The organism is Paracoccus sp. S1E-3 (assembly GCF_013868135.1).
In the GTDB taxonomy this organism is placed as follows: Bacteria; Pseudomonadota; Alphaproteobacteria; order Rhodobacterales; family Rhodobacteraceae; genus Paracoccus.
The window spans coordinates 612,486-627,675 of sequence record NZ_JACEMU010000004.1; the positions used below are offsets into that span (position 1 = coordinate 612,486).

At 66.0% G+C, this 15,190-nt stretch carries 12 protein-coding genes; 5 read left to right on the forward strand and 7 right to left on the reverse strand.

Annotated features, from left to right (window positions below):
- Positions 1 to 17 precede the first annotated feature (17 nt).
- The 4 genes from H1S04_RS03010 (at position 18) to typA (ending at position 4,706) form a co-directional block, all read left to right on the forward strand.
- The gene (locus H1S04_RS03010) at positions 18 to 1,343 is read left to right on the forward strand and encodes an aspartate aminotransferase family protein (RefSeq protein ID WP_181744062.1); all 1,326 of its coding nucleotides are present in this window, start codon (positions 18 to 20) and stop codon (positions 1,341 to 1,343) included.
- Positions 1,340 to 1,774 carry a hypothetical protein gene (locus H1S04_RS03015; protein WP_181744063.1) on the forward strand — a complete coding sequence of 145 codons (435 nt, stop codon included), beginning with the start codon at positions 1,340 to 1,342 and terminating at the stop codon, positions 1,772 to 1,774. The genes H1S04_RS03010 and H1S04_RS03015 overlap by 4 nt, the downstream gene beginning before the upstream one ends.
- Before the next feature lie 196 nt (positions 1,775 to 1,970).
- Complete coding sequence (locus H1S04_RS03020) at positions 1,971 to 2,594, forward strand: YitT family protein (RefSeq protein ID WP_181744064.1); 624 nt, start codon at positions 1,971 to 1,973, stop codon at positions 2,592 to 2,594.
- 294 nt (positions 2,595 to 2,888) lie between these two features.
- The gene (gene typA / locus H1S04_RS03025; RefSeq protein WP_181744065.1) at positions 2,889 to 4,706 is read left to right on the forward strand and encodes a translational GTPase TypA; all 1,818 of its coding nucleotides are present in this window, start codon (positions 2,889 to 2,891) and stop codon (positions 4,704 to 4,706) included.
- 177 nt (positions 4,707 to 4,883) lie between these two features.
- Here typA and H1S04_RS03030 read toward each other — a convergent pair whose 3' ends face one another.
- From H1S04_RS03030 to H1S04_RS03050, 5 genes are all read right to left on the reverse strand, one after another.
- Positions 4,884 to 5,849, reverse strand: a complete 966-nt coding sequence (locus H1S04_RS03030; protein WP_181744066.1) for a carboxylesterase — start codon at positions 5,847 to 5,849, stop codon at positions 4,884 to 4,886.
- Between the two features lie 112 nt (positions 5,850 to 5,961).
- Positions 5,962 to 6,705 carry a carboxylesterase gene (locus tag H1S04_RS03035; protein WP_181744067.1) on the reverse strand — a complete coding sequence of 248 codons (744 nt, stop codon included), beginning with the start codon at positions 6,703 to 6,705 and terminating at the stop codon, positions 5,962 to 5,964.
- The gene (locus H1S04_RS03040) at positions 6,705 to 8,162 is read right to left on the reverse strand and encodes a peptidoglycan -binding protein (RefSeq protein ID WP_181744068.1); all 1,458 of its coding nucleotides are present in this window, start codon (positions 8,160 to 8,162) and stop codon (positions 6,705 to 6,707) included. Before H1S04_RS03040 ends, H1S04_RS03035 begins: the two co-directional genes overlap by 1 nt.
- Positions 8,162 to 9,589 carry a hypothetical protein gene (locus H1S04_RS03045; protein ID WP_255435438.1) on the reverse strand — a complete coding sequence of 476 codons (1,428 nt, stop codon included), beginning with the start codon at positions 9,587 to 9,589 and terminating at the stop codon, positions 8,162 to 8,164. Before H1S04_RS03045 ends, H1S04_RS03040 begins: the two co-directional genes overlap by 1 nt.
- A gap of 77 nt (positions 9,590 to 9,666) precedes the next feature.
- A complete protein-coding gene (locus tag H1S04_RS03050) occupies positions 9,667 to 10,203 on the reverse strand; it encodes a gamma-glutamylcyclotransferase (RefSeq protein ID WP_181744069.1) in 537 nt (178 codons plus the stop codon).
- Between the two features lie 75 nt (positions 10,204 to 10,278).
- On the opposite strand from H1S04_RS03050, the gene H1S04_RS03055 reads away from it, so the two are divergent.
- Positions 10,279 to 11,337: a DUF2125 domain-containing protein gene (locus H1S04_RS03055; RefSeq protein WP_181744070.1), complete on the forward strand. Its 1,059-nt coding sequence runs from the start codon at positions 10,279 to 10,281 to the stop codon at positions 11,335 to 11,337.
- Between the two features lie 9 nt (positions 11,338 to 11,346).
- On the opposite strand, the gene H1S04_RS03060 is transcribed toward H1S04_RS03055, so the two are convergent.
- Both H1S04_RS03060 and polA read right to left on the reverse strand, forming a co-directional pair.
- The gene (locus H1S04_RS03060; RefSeq protein WP_181744071.1) at positions 11,347 to 12,327 is read right to left on the reverse strand and encodes a cation diffusion facilitator family transporter; all 981 of its coding nucleotides are present in this window, start codon (positions 12,325 to 12,327) and stop codon (positions 11,347 to 11,349) included.
- On the reverse strand, positions 12,327 to 15,137 hold the full coding sequence (gene polA / locus H1S04_RS03065) for a DNA polymerase I (protein ID WP_181744072.1): 2,811 nt from the start codon (positions 15,135 to 15,137) through the stop codon (positions 12,327 to 12,329). The genes H1S04_RS03060 and polA overlap by 1 nt, the downstream gene beginning before the upstream one ends.
- Positions 15,138 to 15,190 lie beyond the last annotated feature (53 nt).

Here is a 15,190-nt window from a genome sequence, read left to right on the forward strand (position 1 = left end):
CAGCAAGGATTTCCGCCATGGCCCTCGACCGCAAACCCGCCCCGAACGACCTTTCGGCTTTCTGGATGCCGTTCACCGCGAACCGTCAGTTCAAGTCGAACCCGCGCCTGTTCGTGGCGGCGAAGGATATGCACTACACCACCGCAGACGGGCGGCAGGTGCTGGATGGCACCTCGGGCCTGTGGTGCTGCAACGCGGGTCATTGCCGTCCCAAGATCAGCGGAGCCATCGCCGAACAGGCGGCGACGCTGGATTATGCGCCCGCCTTCCAGATGGGTCACCCGGCCGCGTTCGAATTGGCCAACCGCATCATCGACATCGCGCCCGAGAATATGGAGCATGTCTTCTTCACCAATTCCGGGTCTGAATCGGTCGATACGGCGCTGAAGATCGCGCTCGCCTATCACCGGGTCCGCGGCGAGGGCACCCGCACCCGCTTCATCGGGCGCGAGCGCGGCTATCACGGCGTGGGCTTCGGCGGCATCTCGGTCGGCGGCATCGTCAACAACCGCCGTTTCTTCGGCACAGCACTTGGCGGCGTCGATCACCTGCCCCATACCCATCTGCCGGAAAACGCCTTCACCAGGGGCCTGCCGGAGCATGGCGCGAACCTCGCCGACAGCCTCGAGGGGCTGGTGACGCTGCACGGGGCCGAAAACATCGCCGCCGTGATCGTCGAACCCATGGCCGGCTCGACCGGCGTGCTGATGCCGCCGAAGGGCTATCTGGAAAAGCTGCGCGCCATCACGAAGAAGCACGGCATCCTGCTGATCTTTGACGAGGTGATCACCGGCTTCGGGCGTCTCGGCGCGCCCTTCGCGGCGCAGTATTTCGACGTCCTGCCCGATATGATCACCTGCGCCAAGGGCCTGACCAATGGCGTCATCCCGATGGGCGGCGTCATGGTCACGGGCGAGATCCACGACGCCTTCATGAACGGCCCCGAACACGCGATCGAACTGTTCCACGGCTATACCTATTCCGGCAACCCGGTCGCCTCGGCCGCAGGGCTGGCGACGCTCGACACCTATGCCGAGGAAGGCCTGTTCGAACGCGCCGCCACGCTGGCCCCGAAATGGGAGGCGGCGCTGCATTCGCTGAAGGGCCTGCCGCATGTGATCGACATCCGCAATCTCGGGCTGGTCGGCGCGGTGGAACTGGAAACCATTCCCGGCCAGCCCGGCAAACGCGGTTTCGACGCCTTCCTGAAAGCCTATGACGCGGGCATCCTGATCCGCGTCACCGGCGACATCATCGCGCTGTCTCCGCCGCTGATCGTGTCCGAAGCCCAGATTGACGAGCTGGTCGGCAAGCTGGGCGACGTGCTGAAAATGGTGGAATGAGGCCAAATGCCGACAACGCAGCGCGGTTCCTGCTGTTTCACTTCCTTCTGGTTCTGGTGACGGTCATTTTCACGGCCGTGACCCTGCCGCTAAGTTTCAGCCAGGCGAGTTTCGAAGATATTGATCTGTGGTCATCAGCGTCCTGGCCTCAGGGACTGTTGAAGCTGTGGAACCTGATTGTCCTCTGCGCCAAAGCAGCCGCGCTTGGCGCCCCAATGCTGCTTATCCCCTCGGCTCTTGGCTGGTGGATCGGGGGGAAGATCGCCGCGACTTTCAAGCGCAGCGCCGCCCGACCGATTCTGCAAGGCCTCTGCGCGGGATTGGCCGCGCAGATTGCCGTCACGCAAGTGGCGGGCTTCTTCATCCCTCAAACGATGGTTAGTCTGCCCACCGGGGCATTTTTCGGCTGGCTGATCTATCGCAAGCCATGACGAACCCCTTCCGTATGCGAGCATACCCCAGATCCGCCCGACCATTGAACCGGCGCGCCGCCCCTAAATCCGACCAGCCCCGGACACCAAAATTCCGCCCGCAATTCATTGCCATCCGGGCTGGCTTCGGTGCAGATCATACCATCGATATGCCTCCGGGCGACCCGACCCGCCAAATGCTCAAGGTTCGTGATCCATGCCCGAAATCTCTCCGCCCTCCGCTCCTCCGCAAAACGCCCATACGCCGCTCGACGATGCCCAGGGCCTTGCCTATGGCAGCTTCATGGCGGCGCTTTCCGTCGTCGTGCTGACCCATCTGGGTTTCGTTACCGGCCAGACGGCCGGGATCGCGCTGCTGATCTCCTATGCGACGGGCTGGGGCTGGGCCTGGGTCTTCTTCGTCGTGAACATCCCCTTCTACTGGATCGGCTGGAAGCGTTTCGGGCCGGCTTTCGTCGCCAAAAGCCTGTTCGCCGTCACGCTGACCTCGGCGCTTGCGGCGATCCTGCCGCATTATATCAGCTTCGCCGAACTCAGCCCGCTTCTGGGCGCGGTGATGATCGGGGTCTTTACCGGCTCGGGGCTGATCGCGCTGTTCCGCCACGGGGCGAGCCTGGGCGGCATCGGCATCGTCGGGCTGTATATTCAGGACGCGACGGGATTCCGCGCCGGCTGGGTGCAGCTGATCGTCGATGCAGTGATCTTTGCCATAGCGCTCCTCCTGCTCGACCCGGTGGCGGTGGGCTGGTCCTTCCTCGGCGCGCTCGTCGCCAACCTGACCATCGCCATCAACCACCGCCGCGATCGCTATATCGTTTGATAAGTTCCGGGAACCCCTTGGAATGTCGGGACGTTCCATTGCGACGCCCTGAAAGAAGGAACCCCAAATGAACTCGATCATCTATATCGTCGGCCTTGTCGTCGTGGTGCTGTTCATCCTGTCGATGCTGGGCCTGCGTTAAGCGGCCGCCGGAAAGACCAAGGGCGCGAGGGCACGGCTTTCGCGCCCTTTTCGCAGCGGCGCACCGGCCCTCGCTGCGACAATCGGACATTGCTCTGGCGTTTTAGGCTGCCCTGCGTTACGGGGGCGCAACTTTTTTCATAAGGCCGCGCCATGGATATCCGCAATATCGCCATCATCGCCCACGTCGACCACGGCAAGACGACGCTGGTGGACCAGCTGCTGAAGCAGTCGGGCAGCTTCCGCGAAAACCAGGCCGTCGCCGAACGCGCCATGGACAGCAACGACATCGAGCGCGAGCGCGGCATCACCATCCTCGCCAAAGCGACCTCGGTCGAATGGAAGGGGACGCGGATCAATATCGTCGATACCCCCGGCCACGCCGATTTCGGGGGCGAGGTCGAACGCATCCTGTCGATGGTCGATGGCGTCTGCCTGCTGGTCGATGCCGCCGAAGGGCCGATGCCGCAGACGAAATTCGTCACCTCGAAGGCGCTGGCGCTCGGGCTGAAACCCATCGTGGTGCTGAACAAGGTCGACAAGCCGGCCGCCGAACCCGAACATGCCCTGAACGAGGTCTTCGACCTGTTCGCCAATCTCGGCGCCAATGACGAACAGCTCGACTTCCCCCACCTTTATGCCTCGGGCATCGGCGGCTGGGCCGTCAACGAGCTGGACGACGAGCGCAAGGACATGTCGGCCCTGTTCGACATGGTGCTGGCCCATGTCGAGCCGCCGAAGCAGGTCGAAAAAGCCGACGCGCCGTTCAGCATGCTGGCGACCACGCTGGGCGCCGACCCCTTCCTGGGCCGCATTCTGACCGGCCGCGTCGAATCGGGCCGCGCCAAGGCGGGCGATACGGTGAAGGTGCTGAACCGCCAGAATGAGCGGGTGGAACAGTTCCGCATCTCCAAGGTGCTGGCCTTCCGGGGCCTGAACCAGCAACCCATCGACGAAGCCGCCGCCGGCGACATCGTCTCGATCGCGGGCATGGCCAAAGGCACCGTCGCCGACACCATCTGCGCGATGGAGATCGAAGCCGCGATCCCGGCCCAGCCGATCGATCCGCCGACCATCAGCGTCACCTTCGGCATCAACGATTCGCCTTTGGCCGGTCAGGACGGCAAGAAAGTTCAGTCGCGCGTCATCCGCGAACGCCTGATGAAAGAGGCCGAATCCAACGTCGCCATCAAGGTCGAGGACACCCCCGGTGGCGAGGCTTTCATCGTCTCGGGCCGCGGCGAACTGCAGATGGGGGTGCTGATCGAAAACATGCGCCGCGAAGGGTTCGAACTGTCGATCTCGCGCCCGCGCGTCATCTTCCGCGAAGAAGACGGCCAGCGGATGGAACCGATCGAGGAAGTCATCATCGACGTCGACGACGACTATACCGGCGCGGTGATCGAAAAGCTGACCGGCGACCGCAAGGGCGATCTGGTCGACATGCGGCCGGCCGGCCATGGCAAGACCCGCATCGTCGCCCATGTGCCCTCGCGCGGGTTGATCGGTTATCACGGTGAATTCATGACCGACACCCGCGGCAACGGCGTGCTGAACCGCATCTTCCACGGCTGGGCCCCCTACAAGGGCGCCATTCAGGGCCGTCGTCAGGGCGTGCTGATCTCGATGGAGAACGGCGTCTCGGTGGCCTATGCCCTGTGGAACCTGGAGGAGCGCGGCAAGATGTTCATCGGCGCGCAGGAACAGATCTATACCGGCATGATCATCGGCGAGCACAGCCGCGACAACGATCTGGAAGTGAACCCGCTGAAGGGCAAGAAGCTGACCAACGTCCGCGCCTCCGGCACGGATGAAGCGGTTCGCCTGACGCCGCCGGTGCGGATGTCGCTGGAGGAAGCCATCGCCTATATCGACGATGACGAACTGGTCGAAGTGACGCCCAAGAACATCCGTCTGCGCAAGCGTTATCTGGACCCGCACGAGCGCAAGCGCCAGGCTCGCGCCGAATAGGCATCCCCGACCGGAGCGCAGCGCCCGGCCGGCAGGCCGCCCTGAAGCAATGGCGGCCACCTCGCCCCGGAATAGGCCAGAATGGCCGGCGTCGCGCCGTCATTCTGGCTTTTCCATTTCATTCTGGCCCAAATATCCCGGGGTGCGGGGCAGTGCCCCGGTGGGCCTTGCCGGCGGTCATTCCCCGAAATTCTCGGTGATCCAGCCATTGATGCGGGTGGCGACCGGCGCCGTCTGGCCCGGCGACAGCACGTCGCCCGCGATCACATGGGTGGAGGCGTCGTCGCCCGGCCCGACCGTGACCGGCGACCGCGTCACCTCGCCGCCCCATTCCGACAGGATCCGCTTGGTGGCCTCGGGGTCGACGACATGATCGGCCTCAGACCACAGCGCCAGCAGCGGCTGGGTCGCATCGGCGTAACTGCCGCGATTGGCCTCACCCACCAGTGCCGCGACGGGCAGCAGGGCCACGATCGGATAACAGCTGGTCCAGTATTCGCGATGCTTGTCGTTGATGGGCGTCATGCACCGCTCGCGCCCGGCGATCAGCGGCAGCCAATAGCGCGCCAGCGGCAGGTTCAGCACGAAGGCACCGCGCGCCTTCAGGCCGAAATTGGGCGAGATCAGCACCACCCCGTCGATCTGCGGCCCCAGCACCGGGTCACGCGCAGCCTGTGCGGCCAGCGTCCCCCCGGTCGATGTGCCGATCACCACCACCTTCTCGCCGATGCGCTTGCCGATGGCGACGGCCTCGGCCACGTCGCGCGCCCAGTCCGATACCCGCGCCGATGCCAGCGACTCGCCGTCCAGCCCATGGCCGCCAAGGCGGGCGAAATACAGGTTCGCCCCTCGCCATGCGGCAACCAGATCCGGCACCGGCCGTAACTCCTGTGATGTGGCCGAGAAGCCGTGCAGATAGACAAGGGCGACCGGTGTTTTCACCCCTGTCCGCCCCGCCCAGACGATGCGACGGGCGACCTCGGGGCGGATGCCGCTTTCCTGACCATAAAGCCAGGCGTCGAGATCGTCCGGCAAGGCGGCGATCTCGGGCGGATCGAAGCGTCCCGGCTCGCGCGGGGCGAAGGCCCAGATGAGCAGCAGAATCGCCAACAGCACGGCGAAGAGGGTCAGGACCACCGCCATCACCCGCCGCCCTGTCCGCGATCCGCGCGGCCTCTCCGCGCGGGGGATCGCTTTCGGCTTGCGGTCAGCGGCCTGCCGGGGGCCGGGGCGACGTTGTTTCGGTTCATTCGCTCTAGCCACGAAGGACCTCGGCAATCGCCGCTTCGATCAACCCCAGACATTCCGGGGTCGAGAAGCGGTGATCGGCGCCCTTGACCAGCACCAGCCGCATATCCGGGGATTGGGCATGGTCCAGCAGCCTCAGCGCCCAATCCATCGGCACATCCGCATCCGCCGTGCCCTGCAGCAGGCGCACCGGGAAGGGCAGGTCCAGCGGGCTTTGCAGGACCAGATGGTCGCGCCCCTCCTCGATCAGGCGGCGGGTGATGACATAAGGCGCGTCGGAATATTCCGAAGGAAGCTCCCAGCGGCCATCGCGCAGCAGGGCCTCGCGCTGCGTGGGCGTGGCGGCGGCCCAATAGCCGTTCTCGGTGAAATCGGGGGCGGCGGCGATCCCGACCAGCCCGGCCACGCGCTCGGGCATGGCGCGCGCCACCAGAAGCGAAATCCAGCCGCCCATGGACGAGCCGACCAGAACCTGCGGGCCTTCGGTCAGCGCCGTGATGGCGGCCATGGCGTCGGCGGCCCAGTCGCCGATGCTGCCATCTTCGAAATCGCCGCCGGACTCCCCGTGGCCGGAATAGTCGAACCGCAGGAAGGGCCGGCCGCTGCGCGCCGCCCATTGGGCCAGATATTCGGCCTTGCTGCCCCGCATGTCGGATTTGAATCCGCCCAGAAACACCACGCCCGGCCCCTGCCCGATCTGGCGTTCAAAGGCAATGCGGCGGCCTTGCGGCCCATCCAGAAATTCGGTCATCAGCGTTCCGTCAATTTCAGCTCGATCCGGCGGTTCTTCGCGCGGTTTTCCGGGGAGTCGTCGGGCGCCAGCGGGCGGGTTTCGGCGAATCCCGTGGGCGCCAGCCGGTCGGCCGGAAAGCCCAACTCGTCCACCATATAGCGCACGACCGCAAGGGCCCGCGCCTGACTGAGTTCCCAGTTGTCGCGATAACGGCCCTGACCGGACAGCGGCGTCGAATCGGTATGGCCGTCGACGCGGATCACCCAGTCGATTTCCGGCGGGATGGTTTTGGCGATGTCCTGCAACATCGTCGTGACACGGGCGATGCTGGCGCGGCCGGCCTCGGATAGTGTCGCCTCGCCCATGCCGAACAGGACCTCGGACTGGAGGACGAAGCGGTCGCCCACCACCTCCACGCCCTCGCGGCCCTGCAGCACTTCGCTGAGACGCCCGAAAAACTCCGAGCGGTAGCGCGCGAGATCGGCGGCCTCGACTTCCAGCCGCTTGCGCTCGGCCTCCTCCAGTGTCAGGCGACGCTGCTGTTCCTGCGCGGCGCTGAGCAGCGCCGCATTCAGCTGCGCCCCGAGATCCTCCAGCTGGACCTCCGCGGCCTGCTTGTCGGTTTCGGTGACATTCAACGCCTGCTGGATGGTGGCAAGCTGCTGATTGAGCGTCGCCACCTGCTGGTTCAGCAGCGCCACCCGCCGCTGCGCTTTGTCCGAGCTTTTCTGCTCGCCCGCCAGCTTTTCCTGCGCCACCGCCAGCAAGGCCGCCTGACGTTCCGCCTCGGACACGGCCCCGCCCGCCTGCGTGGCCAGATCGCGCTTGGCGGCCTCGGCGGCAGCCAGGAGGGTCAGCGTCTCCTCGGCCTGCTTGCGGCTTTCCTCGAGCGAGAGGGTCATCGCCGTCAGCTCCGCCTCCGAGGATTTCAGCTTGGCCCGCAGCGCTTCGGCGGCGGCGGCGTCGGTCAGGCGGGCGGCCTCGGCCTCGGTGAGTTTCTGGCCGGCGGCGGTGTTCTGCGTTTCCAGATCCTTGACCAGAGTCTCCAGCGCCTCGCGGCGGGCGGCGGCAAGGCGGGCGGCCTCGGCGGCGGCGTCGATTTCGGTCCGGGCGGCGTCGAGGGCGGCTTCGGCGGTGCCCGCACGCTGCGCTTCGGCGTCGCGCGCCGCCGCCAGCCGCGCGATCTGGGTCTCGAAGTCGACGATGCGGGTCTGCGCTTCGGTCAGCCCAGCCTCGGCGGCGTCCTTTTCGGACTGGGTGACCGAGAGCGTGCTGGACAGCCCCGCCACCTGATCGCCGAGCAGGTCAAGCTGGCTTTCCTGCCGGTCGACGGTGTCGCGCAGGACTGACTGCAGGACCACGAAAATCGTGATCACAAAGATCAGCACCATCAGCAGCGCCGTCATCGCATCCACGAAGCCCGGCCAGATATTGGCCGAGAAGCGGCTGGCGTTTCTGCCGCGCGACAGGGCCATCAGTTTCGTCCCAATGCGCGCAGCGCCTCGGTCAGTTCGACCAGCTCGCGTTGCAGATCGGCGGTCGACAGCTGACGGGCGGCAACGGTTTCATCGGCCAGCCGGCGCACCGCCTCGTTGATGGCGCGCAGTTGCTGGCGCGATTCCTCGTCGACGGGACGGGTCGAAAGGCCCTCGATCAGCCGCTCCTGCGCCTCGGCCATGCGGGTCAGCGCGCGGGTGACCTCGATCATGTTGTCGGGACGCGCCTCGGTCGCGCGGACCAGCTTGTCCTGCCCGTCGGCCAGCCGGGTCATCGCCCGTGACATCTCGCCCAGACGGGTCACATTGGCCTCGGAATCGTCCAGCATGAACTGGCCCAACCGCTCCACGTTGCGCGCCATCAGCAGCACCCGCTCATCGGCCTCGATGGCTTCCTGTTCGCGGATCTCGTCGCGCTCGGCATAGAAGGCCTGCAGATCGGTCATCTGCCCGGCAATCTGGTCCAGAAAGCCCATGATGCTGGCCTGATCCAGCTTGTCGCCATCGTCGCCCGCAATGCCGAGACGGGTGAAGCCCGACATCCACTCCTCCAGTTCGCGGTAGAAGCGGTTCTGGCCGTGGGTGGCGAAGAGTTCCAGCAGGCCCACGACCAGCGATCCCGCCAGTCCCAGAAGCGATGAAGAAAACGCCACCGCCATGCCGCCCAGTTGCGCCTCCAGTCCCGACATCAGCTTGTCGAAGACCTGCATGCCGGTCTCGCCCTCTTGCGGGGCAAGGGCGCGGATGGTCTCGACCACTGCCGGGACGGTGGTGGCGAGGCCATAGAACGTGCCCAGAAGGCCAAGGAAGATCAGCAGGTTGGACAGGTAACGGGTGATGTCGCGGGCCTCGTCGATACGGGTTGCCACCGATTCGAGGATCGAGCGCGCCGAACTGGCCGAGATCACCCCCCCGACCGGTCCGCGCACCCCCAGAAGCGCCGCCAGCGGCGCCAGCAGGCGGGGGGCGGTATCGTCGCCCTCGCCCACGGCGGCCACGCCTTTCTCGGCGGCATTGCGGCGGCGTTCGGCGAAGCGCTCGATCCAGCTGACCGACTGGATCAGCTGCGCCACCTGCCAGAAACAGGCCAGAACCCCCAGAATAAAAACCGCCAGGATCAAACCATTAAGATAGATATTTGCCGAAAAGATCGACAGAATCCGGCCATAGGCGAACCATCCGCCCGCCACCGTCAACCCGGTCACGATCAGCATCAGCACGATCTGTCGGATGGGCTGACTGAAATGCGGCTGCGCCACCCGACGCTCCTGCGCGCGCCGCGCGGTCAGCCGACGCGAGGGGCGCGCCTCATCGCCCCCGATCAGCCGGCGTTCCGGGGCGGGTTTGCCCTGCGCCTCCGACGCGGTGGCGGTCGGGTTGGGTTCGGGCGGCGTCTCGGCGCTCATCACGGTCCTCCGGGCGGGGCGGCTTTTGGGGCAAGTCTAACAGCCCGAACGCCCCTGCCAACAGCGGATTTTTCCTTTCAGGTTGACAACTTGCGCACTTCGGCGGCAAGCGCCTCCATTTCGGGATCGGGCAGACCCAGCTCCGCCAGATGGGCGGCGGTGTTGTATAAATAGTCGCGATTTGGCCCGCGCCCGCCAATGGCGGTCGCGATGATGCGGGCCTGTTCGGTCGCGCAAAGGCCACCGGCATATTGATCGTGGTCGGGCTGCATCACGTAGGTGATCGCCTCGACCCTGCGGCCATCGGCCAGTTCCACCGGCAAGACGGCCTCGCGGTAAGCATAGGTCGACATTTCGCGTTCGCGGACGCCGGCGATCACCTGCGGCCATTCGGCATCGCTTACCCGCAGCGCCACGCCCTGGCAGGATGCGCCCTGCGCTTCGTCAAGGCCCAGCACCAACCCCGGGCTTTCCGGCGTGCCACGATAGACCACCGACCGCAGGCAGAAGCTGCGGTGAAATCCGTGCAGCCGGGCGATCACCCGCTCGGCCACTGCAAATCCCGGATCCCACATCAACGACCCATAAGCGAAAAGCCAGTTCTGATCCCGCATGGCAGCCTCTTTCATCCCGGCATATTCTAGGCTTACATGCGGGCGGTTCCAAGATCGGCATCGGTGGAGGCACGGTTGAAATATCTGCTAATCGGAACGGCCCTGGTCGCAGCCGGCCTGGGCGCGGCATGGTATGGCGGCGAAACCTGGCTGAGCGGCATGGCGCGCGAGGCGGTCGTCAACAGCCCGGTCGTCGAAGCCGCACGCGTCACCCCGCTGCGCGATCCGGGCCGCGTCGGGCTGCGCCTGGCCGAGGTCGATATCGGCGATGCGCGCAACGGGCTGAGCGCGCCGGGCCTGGACGTCTATGCACCGCTGACCGCGCTCACGACAATGACCGTATCGCTGCCTGCACAGATGCAGTTGCGGATCGACGGGGCGCCGGTGGCGCTGTCGCTGCAGCAGGGGCGGGCGCAGGCCACCATCTCGCCCACACGGGAGATGGCCGTTCGCGACGCCGCCGTGACCGCACGCGGAGTCATGGTCGACGGCGTCGAGATGCTGAAATCGCTGGATGTGACGGCCGATCTGACTCATATGGGCGCCGCCGCACCACCGGGATCGCGCGCAGCCTATGCCATGACGGTCGCGGCAACGGGGGCGACGCTGGCCGGCCTGCCTGAACGGCTGGACATCGCCGGCCCGGTGCAGCTGTGGCTGACCGAAGTGCCGGGGCAACCGATGCTGGAAGGCCGGGTGCCGCCGCCGGCGCCGACCGCAATCCAGACGCGCGGCCTGCGCTTCACCCTGGGCGAGAGCGAGGCGACGCTGATCGGTCGTCTTCAAGCCGACGCACAGGGGTTTGCCGAGGGCGAGGCCGCCTTCTACACCGCCGATGCACGCCAGTTCGTGGACGCCGCCGTCCGGGCCGGGCTGGTCCCGCAGAATGCCGCCATGCTGGTCGGCGCCCTGATCGACAACCTTGCGGCAACCCCGATTCCGAGCCAGACCGAGGCGGCGGCGCCCGCAGCATCCCCCGCCGACACCGATGCCGGCGCGGATATCGACAGCGCCCCACCCCTGCCGCCGGCGCCGGAGGGGCAGATCCGCCTGCCGCTGATCCTGAAGGGTGGCGAGGTCCGGCTGGGGCCAGTGGCGATCGGCCCCGCACCCCGGATGATCGCGGCGCCGTAGGCCCCGCGATCAGGCGTGGGTCGGCCCGGCACAGCCCGCGGCCGGCCGCTCGACCTCGATCGTCGCGTGGGTGATGCTGAACCGCTCGGCCAGCACGCGTTTGGCGTCGGCGATCACCACGGTGAAATCGACCTGATCCTCGATCACCAGATGCATTTCCGCCGAGGAGCGCTTTTCGTCGATCTGCCACAGGTGCAGGTGATGGGCCTCGATCACGCCGGGCAGTTCCTCCATCGCGGTCTTCACGGCCGCGGGGTCGGTGCCGGGCGGCGCGCCCAGCATCAGGATGCGCAACACCGGCCGGATATCGCCCGCGACGTGAATCAGGATGACGACGGAAATCAGGATGGTCAGGATCGGGTCGATCCGGTTCCAGCCGAAAGCCCAGACCAGCAACCCGCCGAGGATCACCGCGACCGAGACCCCCGCATCGGTCAGGTTATGCAGCAGCGCCGCGCGCAGGTTCAGGCTGTCCCTGGCGCTGCGCCAGACCAATGCGGCCGTCCCCAGATCGATCACCAAAGCCAGCCCCGCGAGCGCCATGACCACACCACCCGCGACCTGCGGCGGGTCGGCAAGACGCAGGATCGCCTCGTATCCCAGCCAGATCGAGATCGCGATGAGGGTGGCATAATTCACGAAAGCCGCGATGATTTCGGACCGCTGCCATCCAAAGCTCATCCGCGGAGAGGCGCCGCGCTGCGCCAGTCGGCGGGCGCCGTAAGCCAGCGCAAGCGCCATCGCATCCGAAAGGTTGTGCACCCCGTCAGCGATCAGCGCGACCGAATCCGCCCACCAGCCGCCGAGGATCTGCGCCACGGTCAGCGCCAGATTGACCAGCACCGCCCACAGGATCGCGGTGTCGCTTTCAAAGCCGTGGCCGTGGCTGTGCCCGGCATGGGCATGCCCGGACGCGCCGTGGCCCGTGTGATCGTGGCCCGTGTGAACGTGGGCTGTGTGATCGTGGTCGTTGTGATGAGCGTGAGCCATCAATGCGCCTCGGCCCAGTTCTGGCCAGCCCCGGCGTCGACAACCAGCGGCACCGAAAGCTTCACCGCCGGATCGGGCGCGTTTTCCATCACCGCGCGGGCACTGGCGATGAGGCGATCGACGGCGCTTTCCTCGACCTCGAACACGAGTTCGTCATGGACCTGCAGCAGCATCTTCGCCGGCAGATCCCTGATCGCCGCCGGCATGCGGATCATCGCGCGGCGGATGATATCGGCCGCCGCCCCCTGAATGGGGGCATTGATGGCGGCGCGTTTGGCGCCGCCCGCGGCCGGCCCCTTGTCGTTGATGAAGGGCGTGGCGATCTTGCGCCCGAAGATGGTCCGCACGAAACCGTCGCGCTTGGCGTCTGCGACCGTTTTGTCCATATAGGCGCGGATTTCGGGGAAGCGTTCGAAATAGGTGTCGATGAAGGCCTGCGCATCGGCGCGGGGGATGCGCAGGTTGCGCGCCAGCCCAAAGCTGGAAATCCCGTAGATCACCCCGAAATTGATCGCCTTGGCCTGACGGCGGATCATCGGGTTCATCCCCTCCACGGGCACCCCGAACATCTGGCTGGCGGTCATGGCGTGGATGTCGATGCCGTCCCGGAACGCCTGTTTCAGCGCCGGGATGTCGGCGACATGGGCCAGCACGCGCAGCTCGATCTGGCTGTAATCGAGGCTGACCAGCTTGTGGCCCGGTGTGGCGATGAAGGCCTCGCGGATGCGACGCCCTTCCTCGGAGCGGACGGGGATGTTCTGCAGGTTCGGCTCGGTCGAGGCGAGTCGGCCCGTCTGGGCGCCGGCGATGGAATAGCTGGTATGGACGCGGCCGGTGTCGGCGTTCACATGCGCCTGCAGCGCGTCCGTATAGGTCGATTTCAGTTTCGAGATCTGCCGCCAGTCCAGCACGCGGGCGGGCAGGTCATAGCCTTCGGCGGCCAGATCCTCCAGCACGTCGGCGCTTGTCGAATAGGCCCCGGTCTTGCCCTGCTTGCCCCCCGCCAGGCCCATCTGGTCGAACAGGATCTCGCCCAGCTGCTTGGGGCTGCCGACGTTGAACTTGCCCCCGGCGAGGCCGTGGATCTCATCCTCCAGCCCGGCCATCTGCTGGGCGAAGACATTGGACATGCGGGCCAGATGCTCGGTATCGATCTTGATGCCGGTCATCTCCATATCCGCCAGAACCGGGACCATCGGGCGCTCGAGGGTCTCGTAAGCGGTGGTCACGGCATTTGGCGACAGCTGCGGGCGCAGCATCCGCCACAGCCGCCAGGTCACCTCGGCATCCTCGCCGGCATAGGGCGTGGCCTTGTCGAGCGGCACCTGATCGAAGCTGATCTGCGTCTTTCCCGACCCGATCAGGTCCCTGATCGGCATGGTCTTGTGGCCCAGCACGCGTTCGGCCAGCCCGTCCATGCCGTGATTGAACACGTCCGAGCTGAGCGCGAAGGACATCAGCATGGTATCCTCGATCGGGGCCATGCGGATGCCGTTCCGGGCAAGGATCTTCCAGTCATACTTGATGTTCTGGCCGATCTTCAGAATGGCGGCGTCTTCCAGCACCGGCTTCAGCTTGCCCAGGACCATGGCCTTGTCCAGCTGCCCCTCCAGCAATGCGCCCGAATTGAACAGGTCCCCCCCGCCCGAGACGTGTCCGACGGGAATATAACAGGCCATCCCCGCAGCCGTGCAAAGCGAGATGCCGACCAGATCGGCCGTCATCTCGTTCAGACCGGTGGTTTCGGTGTCGATGGCCACCGCCCCGGCCTCGTGAATCGCGGCGATCCAGCTGTCCAGATCGGCCTCGGTGGTCACCGTCTGGTAATTGGCGATGTCGATGGGCGGCCAGTCGGGGCCAGCGGCGGCCGGCGCGGCCGTGCTGGCGGCGGGCTTGTCAGCGATCACCGGGGCCTCGACGCGGAATTTCTCGGCCACGCGGTTGGACAGCGTCCGAAACTCCATCTGGGTCAGGAATCCCAGCAGGGTTTCCGCATCGGGATCGGCGATTTCCAGACTGTCGAGGCTGAAATCCAGCGGTGTGTCGCAGTCCAGCTGCACCAGCTTCTTGGAAATGCGGATCTGATCGGCATTGTCGATCAGGGTCTGGCGGCGCTTGGGCTGCTTGATCTCATCCGCGCGGTCCAGAAGCGTTTCCAGATCGCCGAATTCGTTGATCAGCAGCGCTGCCGTCTTGATGCCGATGCCCGGCGCGCCGGGGACGTTGTCGATGGCATCGCCCGCCAGAGCCTGAATATCGACCACCCGGTCGGGGCCGACGCCGAATTTCTCGTGAACCTCGTCGGGGCCGATTTCCTTGCCCTTGATCGGGTCCATCATCACCACGCCATCGCCGATCAGCTGCATCAGGTCCTTGTCGGAACTGATGATGGTGACGCGGCCGCCCGCCTCGCGCGCCTGACAGGCCAGTGTGGCGATGATGTCGTCGGCCTCATATCTCTCCTGCTCGACACAGGCGATGTTGAAGGCCCGCGTGGCCTCGCGCGTCAGCGGGAACTGCGGCTTCAGATCCTCGGGCAGAGGCGGGCGGTTGGCCTTGTAATCAGGGTAGATATCGTTGCGGAAGGTCTCGGAACTGTGATCGAAAATCACCGCCACATGGGTCGGCGCGTCCGCGCCCTTGGCGTCCTGCACATATTTCCACAGCATGTTGCTGAAACCCGCCACGGCACCGACGGGCAAACCGTCGGATTTGCGGGTCAGGGGCGGCAACGCATGATAGGCGCGGAAGATGAAGGCCGAGCCGTCAATCAGGTGAAGGTGGTGGCCCTTGCCGAAACCGTGGGACATGCGAGGCTCCTTTTCGTCCTGCACGTTCTGCCACAGCTGCCGGGCGGGGCAAA

Bases quoted from the DNA above. Each gene is read 5' to 3' on its own strand.
- H1S04_RS03010 (WP_181744062.1), top strand. From the start codon at position 18: ATGGCCCTCGACCGCAAACCCGCCCCGAACGACCTTTCGGCTTTCTGG.
- H1S04_RS03015 (WP_181744063.1), top strand. From the start codon at position 1,340: ATGAGGCCAAATGCCGACAACGCAGCGCGGTTCCTGCTGTTTCACTTC.
- H1S04_RS03040 (WP_181744068.1), bottom strand. From the start codon at position 8,162: ATGGCCCTGTCGCGCGGCAGAAACGCCAGCCGCTTCTCGGCCAATATC.
- H1S04_RS03060 (WP_181744071.1), bottom strand. From the start codon at position 12,327: ATGGCTCACGCTCATCACAACGACCACGATCACACAGCCCACGTTCAC.
- H1S04_RS03020 (WP_181744064.1), top strand. From the start codon at position 1,971: ATGCCCGAAATCTCTCCGCCCTCCGCTCCTCCGCAAAACGCCCATACG.
- H1S04_RS03035 (WP_181744067.1), bottom strand. From the start codon at position 6,705: ATGACCGAATTTCTGGATGGGCCGCAAGGCCGCCGCATTGCCTTTGAA.
- H1S04_RS03045 (WP_255435438.1), bottom strand. From the start codon at position 9,589: ATGAGCGCCGAGACGCCGCCCGAACCCAACCCGACCGCCACCGCGTCG.
- H1S04_RS03050 (WP_181744069.1), bottom strand. From the start codon at position 10,203: ATGCGGGATCAGAACTGGCTTTTCGCTTATGGGTCGTTGATGTGGGAT.
- polA (WP_181744072.1), bottom strand. From the start codon at position 15,137: ATGTCCCACGGTTTCGGCAAGGGCCACCACCTTCACCTGATTGACGGC.
- H1S04_RS03030 (WP_181744066.1), bottom strand. From the start codon at position 5,849: ATGGCGGTGGTCCTGACCCTCTTCGCCGTGCTGTTGGCGATTCTGCTG.
- typA (WP_181744065.1), top strand. From the start codon at position 2,889: ATGGATATCCGCAATATCGCCATCATCGCCCACGTCGACCACGGCAAG.